The 15,894-nt window shown below is 75.7% G+C and carries 16 protein-coding genes; 3 read left to right on the top strand and 13 right to left on the bottom strand.

Translation table 11 applies throughout. From position 1 onward, the window contains the following. Positions 1-1,644: beta-1,3-glucanase family protein (locus tag F8274_RS07880; RefSeq protein ID WP_151461619.1), on the top strand; the 1,644-nt coding region annotated here is incomplete at its 5' end. Positions 1,645-1,814: 170 nt separating this feature from the next. After that, positions 1,815-3,332 carry an AfsR/SARP family transcriptional regulator gene (locus F8274_RS07875; protein ID WP_192579746.1) on the top strand — a complete coding sequence of 506 codons (1,518 nt, stop codon included), beginning with the start codon at positions 1,815-1,817 and terminating at the stop codon, positions 3,330-3,332. A 49-nt stretch (positions 3,333-3,381) separates the two neighbouring features. Here F8274_RS07875 and F8274_RS07870 read toward each other — a convergent pair whose 3' ends face one another. The 3 genes from F8274_RS07870 to F8274_RS07860 are packed head-to-tail and all read right to left on the bottom strand — an operon-like array spanning position 3,382 to position 6,366. Beyond that, on the bottom strand, positions 3,382-5,259 hold the full coding sequence (locus tag F8274_RS07870; protein ID WP_151461617.1) for an ABC transporter ATP-binding protein: 1,878 nt from the start codon (positions 5,257-5,259) through the stop codon (positions 3,382-3,384). Next, entirely contained in the window at positions 5,256-5,795 is a 540-nt protein-coding gene (locus tag F8274_RS07865; protein ID WP_151461616.1) for a hypothetical protein, read from the bottom strand. Before F8274_RS07865 ends, F8274_RS07870 begins: the two co-directional genes overlap by 4 nt. Before the next feature lie 19 nt (positions 5,796-5,814). After that, positions 5,815-6,366, bottom strand: coding sequence for a MauE/DoxX family redox-associated membrane protein (locus F8274_RS07860; protein WP_151461615.1), 552 nt, complete (start codon positions 6,364-6,366; stop codon positions 5,815-5,817). 158 nt (positions 6,367-6,524) lie between these two features. Between F8274_RS07860 and F8274_RS07855 the strand changes: the two genes are divergently transcribed. Next, on the top strand, positions 6,525-6,740 hold the full coding sequence (locus F8274_RS07855) for a hypothetical protein (RefSeq protein WP_151461614.1): 216 nt from the start codon (positions 6,525-6,527) through the stop codon (positions 6,738-6,740). A gap of 45 nt (positions 6,741-6,785) precedes the next feature. On the opposite strand, the gene F8274_RS07850 is transcribed toward F8274_RS07855, so the two are convergent. From F8274_RS07850 to hisG, 10 genes are all read right to left on the bottom strand, one after another. Then, entirely contained in the window at positions 6,786-7,250 is a 465-nt protein-coding gene (locus tag F8274_RS07850; protein ID WP_225853654.1) for a S26 family signal peptidase, read from the bottom strand. Position 7,251: 1 nt separating this feature from the next. Next, a complete protein-coding gene (gene pheT, locus F8274_RS07845; RefSeq protein ID WP_151461613.1) occupies positions 7,252-9,801 on the bottom strand; it encodes a phenylalanine--tRNA ligase subunit beta in 2,550 nt (849 codons plus the stop codon). A gap of 40 nt (positions 9,802-9,841) precedes the next feature. Continuing rightward, a complete protein-coding gene (gene pheS / locus F8274_RS07840; RefSeq protein WP_151461612.1) occupies positions 9,842-10,915 on the bottom strand; it encodes a phenylalanine--tRNA ligase subunit alpha in 1,074 nt (357 codons plus the stop codon). Between the two features lie 171 nt (positions 10,916-11,086). Beyond that, positions 11,087-11,971 carry an RNA methyltransferase gene (locus F8274_RS07835; RefSeq protein ID WP_151461611.1) on the bottom strand — a complete coding sequence of 295 codons (885 nt, stop codon included), beginning with the start codon at positions 11,969-11,971 and terminating at the stop codon, positions 11,087-11,089. 32 nt (positions 11,972-12,003) lie between these two features. Continuing rightward, positions 12,004-12,396 (bottom strand): 50S ribosomal protein L20, encoded by a 393-nt coding sequence (gene rplT, locus F8274_RS07830; protein ID WP_091263835.1) that lies wholly within the window; start codon positions 12,394-12,396, stop codon positions 12,004-12,006. Positions 12,397-12,428: 32 nt separating this feature from the next. Beyond that, positions 12,429-12,623, bottom strand: a complete 195-nt coding sequence (gene rpmI / locus F8274_RS07825) for a 50S ribosomal protein L35 (protein WP_151461610.1) — start codon at positions 12,621-12,623, stop codon at positions 12,429-12,431. A 19-nt stretch (positions 12,624-12,642) separates the two neighbouring features. After that, positions 12,643-13,293, bottom strand: a complete 651-nt coding sequence (infC, locus tag F8274_RS07820; protein WP_151461609.1) for a translation initiation factor IF-3 — start codon at positions 13,291-13,293, stop codon at positions 12,643-12,645. Between the two features lie 317 nt (positions 13,294-13,610). Beyond that, positions 13,611-14,084, bottom strand: a complete 474-nt coding sequence (locus F8274_RS07815) for a PH domain-containing protein (protein ID WP_225853653.1) — start codon at positions 14,082-14,084, stop codon at positions 13,611-13,613. Further along, positions 14,081-15,043: a DMT family transporter gene (locus F8274_RS07810; RefSeq protein WP_151461608.1), complete on the bottom strand. Its 963-nt coding sequence runs from the start codon at positions 15,041-15,043 to the stop codon at positions 14,081-14,083. Before F8274_RS07810 ends, F8274_RS07815 begins: the two co-directional genes overlap by 4 nt. After that, complete coding sequence (hisG, locus tag F8274_RS07805) at positions 15,040-15,885, bottom strand: ATP phosphoribosyltransferase (protein ID WP_151461607.1); 846 nt, start codon at positions 15,883-15,885, stop codon at positions 15,040-15,042. The genes F8274_RS07810 and hisG overlap by 4 nt, the downstream gene beginning before the upstream one ends. Positions 15,886-15,894: the final 9 nt, after the last annotated feature.

Here is a 15,894-nt window from a genome sequence, read left to right as displayed (position 1 = left end):
GCCTCGCTGGCCCGCGCCACCGGCCCCGCCCTGCTCCCGCTGACCGTCACCAACGCCACCGGTCGCACCGACGCCACCTGGCTGTACGTCCTCGGCACCGACCTGACCACCGGCCGGCTCGGCTACGTCACCGCCGGCGGCGCCTTCACCCCCTGGCCGGCCGGCGGCCTGCCGCCCACCCCCGCACCGGACGTCGCCGTGCCCGGCCCGGCCAACGGGGCGAGCACCGTGCTGCGGCTGCCCCGCAACCTCTCCGGCCGGGTCTACTTCTCCTTCGGCGCCAAGCTCAAGCTCTTCCTCACCCCGGACGGCCTGGTCCAGCCCGCCCCCTGGGCGGCCGGTGACCCCAACCGGGACCTGCTGTTCGACTGGTCCGAGTTCACCTACAACGACGCCGGGCTCTGGCTCAACAGCTCGCAGGTGGACATGTTCGCCGTGCCGCACGCGGTGAGCGTCACGGGCGCCACCGGGACCACCCGGCGGACCGGGCAGCCGGTCGACGACGGGCGCAACAGGGTCATCGCCGCGATCCGCGCCCAGTCGGGCTGGAGCGGCGCCGTGCAGACCCGCTCCGACGGCACGGTGCTGCGGGTGCTCGCCCCCGGCAAGGCCGCCGACGCCGGGCTGTTCAGCCGCACCTACCTCGACCCCTACATCGCCTCGGCCTGGCAGGCGTACGCAACCAGGACACTGACCGTCGCCCCCTTCACCGACCAGCCGGGCGTCCGCTACTACGGGCGGACCAGCGGGGACGTGCTGGCCTTCACCGACGGCGGCGGCCGGCAGGTGGCCACGTTCCGCCGGCCGTCCAGCGCGGACGTCTGGGGCTGCGACGGCGCGCTGGCCGCCCCGAACGACCAGGTCGTCGGCCCGATCGCCCGGACCCTCTGCGCCGCCCTGCACCGCTCCACGCTGGGCACCCTCGACCTGCAGCCCTCCGGCGGCCCGGCCGACTTCTACCGGGGCACGCTGACCAACCACTACTCGCGGATCGTGCACGCCAACATGGCCGACGGGAAGGCGTACGGGTTCGCCTTCGACGACGTGCTGAACCAGGAGTCGCTGGTGCACGACGGCGACCCGCGGGCCGCCGGCATCACGCTCAGCCCGTTCGGCCCGGGTGGCGGCCCGAGCCCGTCGCCCAGCCCGTCCACCACGGCCACCCCGGGCCCGTTCAGCGCCACCCGCTACCTGCGGGCCGGCGGCGCGCTCGACCCGGCGGCGGGCTCGCCCGGCACGGTGAGCCTGGCGACGGCCGGTGGCAACCATGACGGCACGCCCACCAACGCGCAGGTCTTCACAGCCCGGGGCCTCACCGGCCGGTGGACCGGCGGCGCGACGGCCTTCGACCTCTCCGTCGACGCCGGCACCGCGGTGGGCGACGGCGTCCAGGTGCGGGTCTCGTACGACCGGACCGGCGACGGCGGCTGGGACCGGGTGGAGACGTACGCGTACTTCGCCACCGACCCGGTGCCCGGCTGGGAGCACTACCGGCAGACCCAGGGGCTGCGCTCGGCCACCGGCGTCCTCGGCGACCTGACCGGCGGCACGGTGCGGGTCGAGGTGTGGAACGCCATCGGCGGCACCGCCACCACGCTGGGCGTCGGCGACTCCTCCCGGATCACCCTGCCGTACACCGGCTGAGCCCACCGCCGGCGCCCCACGGCCGACCCGCCCCCGGAGCAACAGCTCTCGTCGCCGAAGCGGTCACTGTCCGAACAAATGTCATGACATGCCGCTTCCATCGATTAACATTGTTGTTTCACGGGGTGCGGGGTCGGGTCGGCCGGCCCGCGGGGGCGCACGGAGGACGCATGGGCCTGACGCTGCAGATCCTCGGTCCGGTACGGGCCTGCCGCGACGGGCGCTGGCTCCGGCTGCCCGCCGGCCGGCCGACCGCGCTGCTGGTGGTCCTGCTGCTGCAGTCCGGCACGCCGGTGCCGGTCGAGCGGCTCCGCGAGGAGTTGTGGGGCGGCCGGCCGCCCGCGTCGGCGGTGGCGAACCTGCGCAGCCACGCCAGCCAGCTGCGCCGGCTGCTCGCCGTGCCCGGCGAGCCGCCCCGGCTCCGCGCGGAGGGCGGCGGCTACCTGCTGCGCACCGGCCCGGGCGAGCTGGACGCCGCCGAGTTCGAGCGGCTCACCGCCGAGGGACTGGCCGCCCAGGCCCGGGGCGCGGTGGCCCACGCGGTGGACCGGCTGGGCCGCGCCCTCGCGCTCTGGTCGTCCGACACGCCACCGCCGGCGTACGGGCCGGGCACCGCCGCCGCTTTCGACCGGCTGCGCGAGCGCCGGGCCGTGGCCCGGGAGGCGTACGCCGCCTGCCGGCTGGAGCTGGGCGACCCCGGCTCGGCCGAACTGCGGAGCCTGCTCGGCGAGCACCTCGTCGAGAACCCGCTGCGGGAGACCGGCTGGGCGCTGCTCATGAGCGCCGAGCAGCGGGCCGGCGACCGGGCCGCGGCGCTGAGGACGTACCGCCGGGCCTGCCGGGCGCTCGCCGGCGAGCTGGGCGTGGCGCCCGGGCCGGAGCTGACCGCGCGGTACCGCGCCGTCGTGCGCGCCGCGCCCGGGTCGCGACCGGACACCCGCCGCCCCGTGGACCGCGTCCCGACGGTCCCGCACGAGCTGCCGTACCCTCTGGGGCCGTTCGTCGGCCGGCACGCCGAGCTGGCCCAGCTCGGCGCCGCGCTGGCCCGGACCCGGGACCGGCCGGTGCTGCTGTCCGTGCACGGCACGGCCGGCGCCGGCAAGTCCGCCCTGGCCCTGCGCGCCGCGACCGCCGCGCTGGACGCCTTTCCCGACGGACAGCTCCACCTCGATCTCGGCGGGTCGGTGGCCGGCGAGCCGCTTCCGCCGCGCCAGGTGGCCGACCGGGTGCTGCGGGCGCTGAACCCGGCGTCCGACCCGGAGCCCACCACCGTGGCCGAGGCACAGGCCCGCGTCCGCTCCGCGCTGTTCGGCCGGCGGGTGCTGCTGATGCTCGACAACGCCGCCGGCCCGACGCAGGTGGACGGCCTACTGCCGGCGCGCGGCGGTTGCGCGCTGCTGGTGACCGGCCGCGCGCGGCTGCCCGACGGGCACGGCCCGGCGCTGCGCCTGGACCCGTTGCCGCCCTGCGACGGGCTCGCGCTGCTGCGCGCGCTGGTCGGCGATCGCCGGGTGGACGGCGAACCCGCCGCGGCCGCCATCGTGGTGGCGCTCTGCGAGGGACTGCCCCGGGCGCTGCGCGCCGCCGCGCGGCGCCTCGGCGAGGGCGGCTCCCTGGCCCGGCTGGCCCGGCTGCTCCGCGCCGAACGATGCCGACTGGCCGGCGCCGCTCACCTGCACGCGAGCTGACCTGCCCCGCCGCCGCCCCGGCCGGCCGGGGTGCACCGGCCCTCGGCCGCTACGCCGCTGGGCTTGCCGCGAGAGCGTCCGGCGCGGCGTCGGGTGGGGCGTCCTGGCGGTAGCCGCGGGCCTGGAGGGCGAAGAGCCGGGCGTACCCGCCACCGGCGGCGAGCAGCGTGTCGTGGTCGCCGTGCTCGGCCACCCGCCCGTCGGCGAGCACCACGATGACGTCGGCGTCCCGGACCGCGTTGAGCCGGTGCGACACGAGCAGGCTGGTCCGGCCCAGGCGCAGCGTGCGCAGCCGGCTGTGCAGGTCGTGCTCGGCCTCGGCGTCCAGCCCCGAGCTGGGCTCGTCGAGGACGAGCAGGTCGCGGTCGGCCCGCAGGAAGCCCCGGGCCAGCGCCACCCGCTGCCACTGCCCGCCGGAGAGCACCACCCCGGCCCGCGGGTCGTCCCGGTCCGGCCCGCCGAAGAAGATCCGGGTGAGCAGGGTGTCGTACCCGTGCGGCAGCGCGGCCAGCACGCCGTCCACGCCGGCCTGCCGCGCGGCGGCCCGCAGCCGGTCCGGGTCGTCGCGGGAAGCAAGGTCGCCGACGGCGATGTTCTCCGCGGCCGTGAGGTCGTACGGCATGAAGTCCTGGAACACGGCGCCCAGCCGCTCCCGCAGCGCCGCCGGGTCGAACTCGCGCAGGTCCACGCCGTCCCACAGGATGGCGCCGCGCTCCGGGTCGTAGAACCGGCAGAGCAGCTTCACCAGGGTGCTCTTCCCGGCGCCGTTGAGCCCGACCAGCGCGGTGGTCGCCCCGGCCGGCAGGAGCAGGTCCACCCCGCGCAGCACCCAGGGGTGCTCCGGGGAGTAGCGGAACCAGACGTCGCGCAGCTCGATGCCGTGCCGCAGCGGCGGGACGGCGCGCGGCGCGACGGGGACCGGCAGGTCCGGTTCGGCGTGGACCACCTCGTCGTAGTGGTCGAACAGCAGCAGCGCCTGGTGGACGGAGCCGACCTGGCCGACCAGTGCGCCGAGCGCGCCCTGCACGCCGGGCACGGCCGCCAGGAACAGGGCCACGTCGCCGACGCCGACCCGGCCGGTGGCGGCGCGGGTGACCACCCAGACCACGCCCACGCCGGCCACCACGGCGCCGAGCAGCGCGAGCAGAGCCTGGGCACGGGTCTCCCGGCCGTCCAGCCGCCGCTCGACCCGGTGCATGCCGTGCAGCTCGTCGAGCATCCGCTCGCCGAAGAAGCGGCCCAGGCCGAACAGCCGGACCTCCTTGGCCGCCGGCACGCCGGTGATGAGCTGGGCGAAGAACAGGTCCCGGCGCTGGAAGTGCTCCAGCCGCAGCACCATGGCCGCGCGGGCCCGGTTGAGCCGGAGCTGCATCCACAGGGTGGGCAGGGCCGCGAGCAGCACCAGCAGGCCGGTCAACGGGCTCAGCGCGAGCAGCACGCCGAGGAAGCCGCCGATCGCCACCACGCTCTGCGCCGCGCCGAGCAGGCTCCCGGTGAGCTGGGTCGGCCCGAGGTGCCCGGTCTGCTGGGCCGCCTGAAGCCGGTCCTGGTAGGCCGGGTCCTCGAGGCGTACGAGGCCGACCAGGCGGGACACGGCGTCGAACAGGCGGTGGCGCACCAGCCGGGACACCGCACGGGTCCGTTCGGCCTCGACGTACCGGCGCAGGTGGGGCAGGACCACGCCGGCCGCGGCCGCCCCGGCCAGGCCGGCCCCGAGTAGCGCCAGCGGCAGGTCCCGGCCGGCGGCGCCGGTGAGCCGGTCCAGGACCAGCTTGGTCAGCCCGGCCACGGCCACCGGCGCGGCGCCGGCGAGCAGCGCGAGCAGGAGGTCGACCAGGGTTCCGGCGGGGGCCGCCCGCCAGGTGAGCCCGAGGGCCGCCCGGGCGTGCCGGGCGGCCCGGCGGGGCGTCAGCCGTGGCTCGGTCACCGCGCCACCGGGAGGTCCAACCGGGCAATGCCGAAGGCGGTGGACTTCACGATGCCGCGCTCGTCGAGCAGGCCGAAGGCCGGGAAGCCCTTGATCGCGAACGCCGTGGGCAGCGGGCCGCTGCCCGGTTCGACGAAGACCGTGGCGAGTCCGGTGAACAGGTCGGCGTACGTCTGGGTCTCCGGGCCCTTGCCGACGACGACCACCCAGACGTGCTCGGCGCCGCCGGGCATCTCGGCGGCCCGCTCGCGCAGCAGCGGCAGCTGCTCCTCACAGTGGTCGCAGCCCGGGGAGATGAACGCCACCAGGGTCATCGGCGGGAGGTCGGCGCGGGTCCGGAGGCGACCGTCCACCGTGGTGGAGACGAAGTCGCCGGGGATCGAACCCACCTCCAGCATCACCTCCGGCGGCGCGGACTGCCGCTCGCTGAGCAGATCGGTGTGCTCCCGCAGCCGGCGGATCACGCCGAGCAGCAGCACGAGGTTGAGCAGGCCGAGGGCGGCGACCAGGACGACGGCGACGGTCAACAGGGGCATGGGGTCTCCTTCAGGGTGGTCAGGAGCGGCCGGCCGGGTGGGCCGCCCGGGACGGGCTCGGGGCGAAGAGGGCGACCAGGTCGTCGAGGCGGACCACCAGCGCGGCGAGCGGCACGGCCAGCCCGGCGGCGAGCAGCAGGCCCGCGGGGCCGGGCGCCGGTCCGCCGACCGCTCCGGCCAGCAGGCCGAGCAGCGCCGCGGCGGTGAGGGCGAGGTTGCGCGTCACGTGCCGGGCGCCGATGGGGGCGTCGCCGGCGCCGAAGCAGCGGCAGGCCGGGCGGGCGCCGCGGCGCAGCGCGCGGACGATCGCGGCCGTGAGCACGCCCAGCAGGCCGGCGGCGAGCAGCAGGCCAGCGGGCGCCGTGCCGGGTGGGGCGAGCAGCACCACCACGGCCGCCTCGGCGGCGACGGCCAGCCGGGCGACCGCACCGGCCCACCGGGCCGGCACACCGAACTGGACGACCGTGCCGACGAACCCGGCGAAGCCCGCCCGGGTCCGCAGCTTGCCGACGACCGCGGTGAGGAACACCAGGGCCAGCAGCAGCCGCGCGGCCAGCTCCACCGCTCGCATCCGTACCACCTCCTTCGGCGGGGGGAGGCCCACGCTGCCAGCGGTGGATACATCGGGGATACATCGAGCGGCGGTGAGCGGCGGTGGCCGCTGTAGGCCCGGTGTACCGGGCGGCCGTAGCGTCCCGGCATCGATCGGTGTCGAAAGGAGGTGAACGAATGTTCCGTCGACTCGAGAGCCTGGGTGAGCGGATGCTCGGCGTGTTCGTGCCGAAGGTGACGGCCGCCGCCGGCTGTCCGCCGGACCCCTGGTGCGCCGTGTGCGGCACCTGCTACCTCAAGCGGTGCAGCTACAGCGGCTCGTGCGCGGTGAACTGCGGCGGGTGCGGCTACTACTGCACGGCCGGGGCCAGCACGATGACCACCCTCTGCTGAACGGGTGTGCCGCGCGACCGGTGCCGGTCGCGCGGCACGTCCTCGTCAGCCGCCGAGACGGGGCCGGATCACCACGCCGAGCACGTCCGGCTCGGGGATGTAGCCGCACTCGCGCGAGTCGTAACTGAACGGCGCGTTGTCGCCGAGCACCACGAGCCGCCCCGCCGGCACGGTGGCGTCGGCGCCCTGCCGCAGCAACGGCACCCGCTGGACCGGCACCGGGTCGCCGGGCACGGCGTGCGCCCGCTTGATGAGCAGCCCCGGCCCCTCGTCGGGCCGGCCCGGCCGCCCGGCGGTCATGGCCGCCGGAGCGCGGACCACCACGACGTCACCGGCCCGGACCCGGTCCAGCGGGATCCGCCGGGCCAGCACCCGGTCGCCCGCGCGCAGCGTGGGTTCCATGCTCCGCCCCACCACCGAGACCAGCAGCAGGTGCCGCCGGGCCCAGAGCAGGCCGGCGACCGCCGACGCGAGCGCGCCGGCCGCCACCAGGCCGAGAACCACCCACACGTCAGGCGCCACGCAGGGTGGCGCCGAACCGGCGGGCGGCCTCGGCCACCGCCGCGTCGCGGGCGGCCACCGCCTCCTCGCCCGCGAGCGTCCGGTCCGGTGCCCGGAACGTCAGCTTGTACGCCAGCGACCGGCGGCCCGCGCCGAGCTGCTCGGACGCGTAGACGTCGAAGAGCCGGACGTCCTCCAGCAGCGGGCCGGCCCCCTCGGCGAGGGCCCGCTCGACCTCGGCGGCCGGCACCGACTCGTCCACCACGAGCGCCACGTCGATGAGGGCCGGCGGGAAGGTCGACACGGCCGGACCGGACACCACCGGCGCTTCGGGCAGCGCGTCCAGGTTCAGCTCCATGGCGCTGGTCCGCCGGGGCAGCTCCAGCGTGGCCACCACGGTGGGGTGCAGCTCACCGGCGTACCCGACCACCGTGCCGTCGACCAGCAGCTCGGCGCAGCGGCCGGGGTGCCAGGGCGCGCGCTCGGCGGCGCGGACGGTGACCCGGTCGGCCGGGATGCCGGCGGCGGCGAGCACCGTCCGGCCGGCCTCGACGGCGTCCGCCCAGCCGGCCGCGCGGCCCGCGCCCCACCAGCCGGTCGGCTCCATCTCCCCGGTGAGCACCACGGCGACGTGCCGCGGCTGGTCCGGCACCACGGCGTCGGCGCGGGCGAACTCCTCGTCGGTGGGGCGCCGGTCCACGCCCATGGCCGGCGGGGCGCCGGCGCCGGGACGCGGGTGGAACACCACGCCGATCTCGTAGATCGCCACGTCCCGCTGGCCCCGGCCCACGTTGCGCTTCAGGATGCCGAGCAGCGGGCCGAGCAGCGTGGTGCGCAGCAGGGGCTCCTCCTCGGACAGCGGGTTGGCCACCCGCACGGCGGGGCGGCGCGGGTCGTCGGCCGGCAGGCCGAGGTGGTCGGCCAGGTCGGCGGCGACGAACGGGTGCGCCAGGACCTCGACGTGCCCGCGCTCGGCGAGCGACCGGGCGACGGCCCGGCGGCGCTGCTGCGACGCGGTGAGGCCGCGGCCGGGGGGCGCGGTGGGCAGCACCGAGGGCACCCGGTCGTAGCCGTCGAGGCGGACCACCTCCTCGACCAGGTCGGCCGGGTCGGTGAGGTCGGGCCGCCAGGTCGGCGGGGTCACGCTCAGCACGTCGCCGCCGGCCACGGCGGCCACGCCGGTCTCGCCCGGGTCGTCGCCGAGCCGGTCGGCGCCCCGGGTGACCGCGCAGCCCACCTGCTCCAGCAGCTCCACGACCCGCTCCGGCCGGTACGCCACGCCGACCCGCCGCGACGGCAGGTCCACCGGCAGGGCCACCGGGGTACGCGGCCGGACGTGGTCGAGGTCGAGGATCTCGGGGCCGACGGTGCCGCCGGCGTGCTCGGTGAGCAGCCGGACCGCCTTCTCCAGCGCGACCAGCGGCAGCGCGGGGTCGACGCCCCGCTCCCAGCGCTTGGCCGCCTCGCTGAACAGCTTGTGCCGCCGCGCGGTGCGCCCGACCATGGCCGGGTCCCAGTGCGCCGCCTCGAAGAGCACGTCGGTGGTGGAGGCGACGACCTCGCTGGTCTCGCCCCCCATCACGGCGGCCAGCGAGATCGGCCCGGTGTCGTCGCAGATCACCATGTCCTCGGCGACCAGCGTGCGGGTGACACCGTCCAGCGTGGTCAGCTTCTCCCCCGGCTCGGCCCGGCGGACCACCAGCGGGCCGCTGACCCGGTCGGCGTCGAACGCGTGCATCGGCTGGCCGAGTTCGAGCATCAGGTAGTTGGTGATGTCGACCGGCAGCGAGATGCTGCGGACCCCGGCCACGCTGAGCCGACGGGCCATCCAGCCCGGGGTCTGGGCGGTCGGGTCGACGCCGCGGACCATCCGCGCGGCGAACCGGTCGCAGCCGACGGTGTCGCGCACGTCGACCGGGTACGCGGGCTCGGCCGTCCCGCCCGGGGCGGGGATGTCGGCCGGGTCCCGGAACGGCACCCCGAGGGCGTGCGACAGCTCGCGGGCGATGCCCCGGACGCTGAGCGCGTACCCGCGGTCCGGGGTGATCTCCAGCTCGACCAGGACGTCGTCGAGGCCGACGACCGGGCGCGCGTCGTCGCCGGGCTTGGCCTGGGTGTCCTCGGGCAGCACGATGATGCCCGAGTGGTCGTCGCCCAGGCCCAGCTCCTTGGCGGAGCAGATCATGCCGTTCGAGTTGCGCCCGTAGGTCTTGCGGGCGCCGATGTGGAAGTCGCCGGGCAGCACGCCACCGGGGAGGATCACCACGACGCGGTCGCCCTGGGCGAAGTTGCGCGCCCCGCAGACGATCTCCTGCGGCTCGCCGGTGCCGTTGGCGGCGCCGACGTCCACGCGGCAGAACCGGATCGGCTTCTTGAAGCCGGTCAGCTCCTCGATCTCCAGCACCTCACCGACCACCAGGGGGCCGGTGACGGTCTCCCGCAGGTCCACCACGGAGTCGACCTCGATGCCGAGGTCGACCAGCGCCTGCTCGAGGTCGCCGGCGGGCAGGTCGGCCGGGAGGTCGACGTGCTCCCGCAGCCAACTGACAGAAACTCGCATGACTGTTAAACCACCGTCTCCGTAACTCGTGCCCGCACCGTCAGACCCCGAACGCGCGGGTGAACCGCACGTCGCCCTCGGCCATGTCCCGCATGTCGCTGACCCCGTGCCGGAACATCACGGTCCGGTCGATGCCCATGCCGAAGGCGAATCCGGAGTAGACCTCCGGGTCGATGCCGCAGGCGCGCAGCACCCGCGGGTTCACCATGCCGCAGCCGCCCCACTCGACCCACTGCGGACCGTCCCGGTGCTCCGGGAACCAGACGTCGAACTCGGCCGACGGCTCGGTGAACGGGAAGTAGTGCGGCCGGAACCGGGTCTTCGCGCCCGCACCGAACATGGCGCGGGCGAAGTGGTCCAGCGTGCCGCGCAGGTGCGCCATCGTGATGCCCTTGTCGACCACGAGGCCCTCGACCTGGTGGAAGACCGGGGCGTGGGTGGCGTCCAACTCGTCGGTGCGGTAGACCCGGCCGGGCACCACCACGTAGATCGGCGGCTTGCGGGTCAGCATGGTGCGCGCCTGCACCGGCGAGGTGTGGGTGCGCAGCACCAGGCCCGAGCTGTCCGCGCCGGCGGGCGGTGCGATGTGGAAGGTGTCCATGAGGCCGCGCGCCGGGTGGTCGGCGGGAATGTTGAGCGCGTCGAAGTTGGTCCACTCCAGCTCGACCTCGGGGCCCTCGGCCACCTCGTAGCCCATCCCCACGAACAGGTCGCTGATCTGCTCCATGAGGGTGCTCAGCGGGTGGCGGGCGCCGCGCGGCCGGCGGTCGTAGGGCAGGGTCACGTCGACCCGCTCCTCGACCAGCACCCGCTCGGCCTGCTCGCGCTCCAGGATCTCCTGCCGGGCCGCGTACGCGGTCTCGATGGCACGGCGGGCCTCGTTGACCCGCTTGCCGGCGTCGGACTTCGCGGCCGGCGGCAGCGCGCCGATCTCCCGGCGCGCGAGGGACACCGGGGACCGGTCCCCCAGGTGCGCGGGGCGCAGCGCGGTCAGCGCGTCCGGGTCGGCGGCGGCGGCGAACGCCTTCTCGGCGTCGGCCACGGCCGCGGCCAGGGCGTCCGGGTCGAGCAGGGCGACCTGCTTCGGGTCGTACGGATCGTTGCGGTAGCTCATGGCGTACGGGCACTCCCTCACGGCGGCGCCGGCCCTCACGGGCGGCTAGGCGAGTCTACGGACGCGCGGCTTCGCCGCAGCCCGCCGGTGGGAGATCGCGCAGGAGGAAGGGTCAGGCCCGCCGCCCGCCGACACCGGCGGGCTGGCTAAACGAACGCCGAGGCGCGTTCATCATCCGGCTGACTCCCCTGCTGTGTGGCCGCGCGGACCCGCGGGTCGGCGCAGTGCTCTGGCTGAAGCGTACAGGCAGACGGCCGCGGCCGCAGCCAGGTTCAGGCTCTCCGCGCGCCCGTGCAGCGGCACCCGGACCCGGGCGTCGGCCGCGGCGGTCAGCTCCTCGGGCAGCCCGTGCGCCTCGGAGCCGAAGAGCCAGGCCGTCGGGGCGGCCAGCCGGCCCGCGTCGGCGAGGTCGTCGAGGTCGCTGTCGCCGTACCCCGTGGTGGCCAGGACGGTGAGCCCGGCGGACCGCAGCGCCCCGACCACCGCGACCGGGTCGGTGGCGCGGACCACGTCGACGTGGAAGAGGCTGCCGGCGGAGGCCCGCACGCACTTGCCGTTGTAGGGGTCGACGGCGTCGCCGGCGAAGATCACCGCGCCCGCGCCGGCCGCGTCGGCGGTGCGCAGCACGGTCCCGGCGTTGCCGGGGTCACGGATCTCCGCGAGCACCGCGACCAGGCGCGGTCCGCGCGCCAGGGCGTCGTCCAGGGGTACGTCGAGGTGCCGGCAGACGGCGACCAGGCCCTGCGGGGCGACGGTCTCGGCGAGCGCGGCGAGCGCCTCGTCGGTGACCTCGGAGACGGGCACGTCGGCGCGGGCCGCGAGCGCGGCGAGGTCGGCGTGCCGGTCCAGGGCGGCCGGGGTGCCGAACAGCTCGACCACGGTGCCGGCGCGGGCGAGCGCCTCGCGGACGGCCTGCGGCCCCTCGGCCAGGAACCGGCCGGTGGTCTCGCGGTCCCGCCGGCGCTGGAGGCGGCGGGCGGCGACCACCCGCGGGGTACGCGGGGTGAACGGGCCGGGAACAGCGTCGAGGCGCCTCCCGTGCGGTGCTGACGGCATGGGAGACGCCTCGATCTGCTGGTGCGGGTGGATCAGGCGGCCTGGGCCGCGGCGCCACCGGTGCCCTCGGCCGCCACGGCGGCGCGGGCCAGCTCGACGATCGCGGCGAACGCCGCGGCGTCGTTGACGGCCAGGTCGGCCAGGATCTTGCGGTCGACCTCGATGCCGGCCAGGCGCAGGCCCTGGATGAGCCGGTTGTAGGTCAGGCCGTTGGCCCGGGCGCCGGCGTTGATCCGCTGGATCCAGAGCTGCCGGAAGTCGCCCTTGCGGTCGCGACGGTCCCGGTAGGAGTACTGCATCGAGTGCAGCACCTGCTCCTTGGCCTTGCGGTAGAGCCGGGAGCGCTGACCGCGGTAGCCGCTCGCGGTCTCCAGCAGGGTACGACGCTTCTTCTGGGCGTTCACAGCCCGCTTGACGCGTGCCATCTCAACTCCTTCTTCGGTTCAGGTGGCGCGCGTCAGCGGCCGAGCAGCTTCTTGATGCGCTTGGTGTCGGCCTTGGCCAGCTCGACCGTGCCGGTCAGCCGGCGGGTCTGGGTGGAGGGCTTCTTCTCCAGCTTGTGGCGGAGGCCGGCCTGCTGGGCGACGATCTTGCCCGTGCCTGTGACCTTGACCCGCTTGCCCGTACCCGTGTGGCTCTTCATCTTCGGCATGTGGAACGTCTTCTCCCTGTTACTGGCCGCTGGTGTCAGCGGTCGGGCCGGTCTCGCCGGCTGCTGCGGTCTCGCCGGCCTCCGGGGTCTCGCCACCTGCCGGGGCGGCCGACTCCTCCGCGGCCCGGTCCCGGGGCCCACCGCGGGACGCCGTGGCGGCGACCGCGGAGGCCTTCACGGCCCGGTGCGGAGCGAGAACCATGATCATGTTTCGGCCGTCCTGCTTCGGCGCGGCCTCGACGTATCCCAGGTCCGTGATCTCGGACTCGAGCCGGCGCAGGAGCCGGTAACCCAGCTCCGGGCGGCTCTGCTCGCGACCGCGGAACATGATCGTCACCTTGACCTTGTCGCCCGCCTTGAGGAACCGCACCACGTGACCCTTCTTGGTCTCGTAGTCGTGCGGGTCGATCTTCGGCCGGAGCTTCATCTCCTTGATGACGGTCTGCTGCTGGTTACGCCGCGCTTCGCGCGCCTTCAGTGCGCTCTCGTACTTGAACTTGCCGAAGTCCATGAGCTTGCACACCGGCGGGCGCGCCATCGGCGCAACCTCGACCAGGTCCAGGTCGACGTCCGCGGCCAGCTGCAGGGCGCGCTCCAGCGGGACGATGCCCACCTGCTCACCCTCAGGGCCGACCAGTCGGACCTCACGTGCCCGGATCTGCTCGTTCACGCGTGGTTCGACGCTGATGGGGCCTCCTCGAGTCGAGTCTTCCGTGGTGCCGACTCCGCGGGCTCCCGGTCGGGAGCCGACCCGGAAAGCAGAAGGCCCCGGCGCATGCCAGGGCCTGCTCGACCGGTCGGCACGATCACAGGATCGCGCATCCGGAACCGGGGCGTGCCCGGAACCGGGAGACCGGGACCCGGCCACCTACGGGGGCGACTCGGGTGGGAGCAGGCGCTCCGCTTCAGGACCGCCCACAGGGCGGTCTGGTCGACTCCGCAACACTACACCCTCGGACCAGCCCGCCCCAAACCGGGGCGCGGCGGTCAGCGCGGGGCGGCCGGGTCGCCGACGAGGGCGGCCAGGTGGGCCTGGTGCAGGCGGCGCAGGGCGCGGACCGCCTCGACGGCGCGCTCCTTGTCGGCGGCCTGGAGGGCGACCATCGGCAGCAGGTCGTCGTCGTGCAGCTCCAGGCTGGCCCACGGGGCGCCCCGGTCGAACCGGACCCCGCGGATCACCTCCCAGGGCAGCTCGTACGAGCCGATCACGTTGCGGACCCGGACACTCCGAGCGTCGGCCACCACCCGGGGGCGGGTGAAGACCAGGAAGCCCAGGGCTCCGAAGACGCCCAGCCCCACCATGGCGAGCTGGTCGCCCCGCTGGAAGCTGCCGTAGCCGTCGCCCGTCGCGCCGGTCAGGGAGGTGGCCACCAGGCTGAACACCACCAGCAGCGTGACGGCCGACGCCCAGCAGACCACCCGGACCCGCCGCGGCCGCACGGTCACCACTGAATCGCTCACGAAACCAGTCTGCCATCCGGCTCGGGCTCACGTTCCGCCGCCACACGGACCGGGCGGCGCCGGCGCACGCCGGCCACGACCACGGCCGCTCCGGTGAGCACCGCCCCGGCCAGCACCGGCAGCCGCACCCCGGCGCCGCCGGGCACCGCCACGTCCAGCACCAGGGCCCCGCCGAGCTGCCCGGCCACCAACGCCAGGCCGGTGCGCAGCACCCCGGCGGCGCGGACGCCGACCAGCAGGGCGAGCACGATGCCGACCCCGAACAGGCCGCCGACGTAGAGCCACCACTCGGTCGGCCAGTTCGGGCGGGTGGCCAGGGCCCCGGCCAGCGCCGCCACCCCGGCGATCACCGAGGTGCTGACCGCGAAGTTCACCGCCAGCCCGGCCGCCGGACCGATCGCCGCGGCGACCCGGCCGTTGAGCGCGGACTGCAGCGCCACCGCCAGGCCGCCGGCCACCGAGAGCAGCACCAGACCGACCGCCAGGTCGCCGACCGGCCGGCCGAGCTGCGCCATGGTCACCGCGGCGATCCCGAGCAGCGCGCCGACGACCCGGGGCAGGGTGAGCGCCAGCCGGCCCGTCGCGGCCAGGCCGACCCGGTCGACGGCCAGCCCGCCGAGGCTGCCGCCGGCCACCTGGGCGATCGTGAAGACCGCCACCCCGAGCGCCGGCACCACGAACGGGCCGATCACCACGATGGCGGCGCCGCCCAGCCCGCCCAGGTAGGCCCACCAGGGCAGGCCGGAGTGGCGCAGGCCGGCCAGCCCGGCGCGCATGGACGGGACGGCGACCAGCCCCAGCAGCACGATCAGGCAACCGCCGAGGTTGTTGACCATGGCGCCGACGAGGGGATCGCCGGCCCGCTCCCCCAGCTCGGCGTTGACCACGCCCTGCGCGGCCGAGGCCACCCCGCCCAGGACCACCACGGCCAGGGCGGCCGGGACCGGCAGCGGCCTCACAGCCGGCAGGCGTGGATGTTGGTGACCAGGATGGCCCGGGCGCCCAGCTCGTAGAGCTCGTCCATGATCCGGTGCACGTCGTCGCGGAGCACCATGGCCTGCACGGCCACCCAGCCCTCCCGGTGCAGCGGGGAGACGGTCGGCGACTCGATGCCCGGGGTGAGCGAGCTGGCCCGGTCCAGCAGGCCGGCCGGCACGTCGTAGGCGAGCATCACGTAACGGCGGGCGACCAGCACGCCGTGCAGCCGGCGCAGCAGCTGCTCCTGCTGGGCGCTGCCGGCGGCGCCGGCCCGGCGGACCACCACCGCCGAGGAACGCAGGAGCGGCTCGCCGAAGACCACGAGACCGGCCTGGCGCAGCGTGGCCCCGGTCTCCACCACGTCGGCGACCACGTCAGCCACGCCCAGCCGGATGGCGTTCTCCACCGCGCCGTCCAGCCGGATCACCTCCGCCTTGACACCCAGCTCGGCCAGGTGCCGCTCGACCAGCCCCGGGTACGCGGTGGCGATCCGGTGCCCGCCGAGCTGCTGGACCGAGTCCACGTCGTCGGGGCGGGCGGCGAACCGGAAGGTGGCCCGGCCGAAGTTGAGGTCGACGACCTCCTCGGCCGGCGCGCCGGAGTCGACCAGCAGGTCCCGGCCGGTGATGCCGACGTCCAGGTCGCCAGAGCCGACGTAGGTGGCGATGTCCTTGGGACGCAGGTAGAAGAATTCGATGTCGTTGGGCTCGTCCCGGCAGACCAGGTCCTTCGGGTCGGTGCGCTGGCGGTAGCCCGCCTCGCGCAGCATCCCGGCGGCCGACTCGGCCAGGGCGCCCTTGTTGGGTACGGCGACACGCAGCATGGGAGTGCT

The organism is Micromonospora sp. AMSO31t, from assembly GCF_008868175.1.
In the GTDB taxonomy this organism is placed as follows: Bacteria; Actinomycetota; Actinomycetes; order Mycobacteriales; family Micromonosporaceae; genus Micromonospora.
Note: the sequence above shows the minus strand (reverse complement) of the source record. Positions and strands in the feature narration are given on the sequence as shown.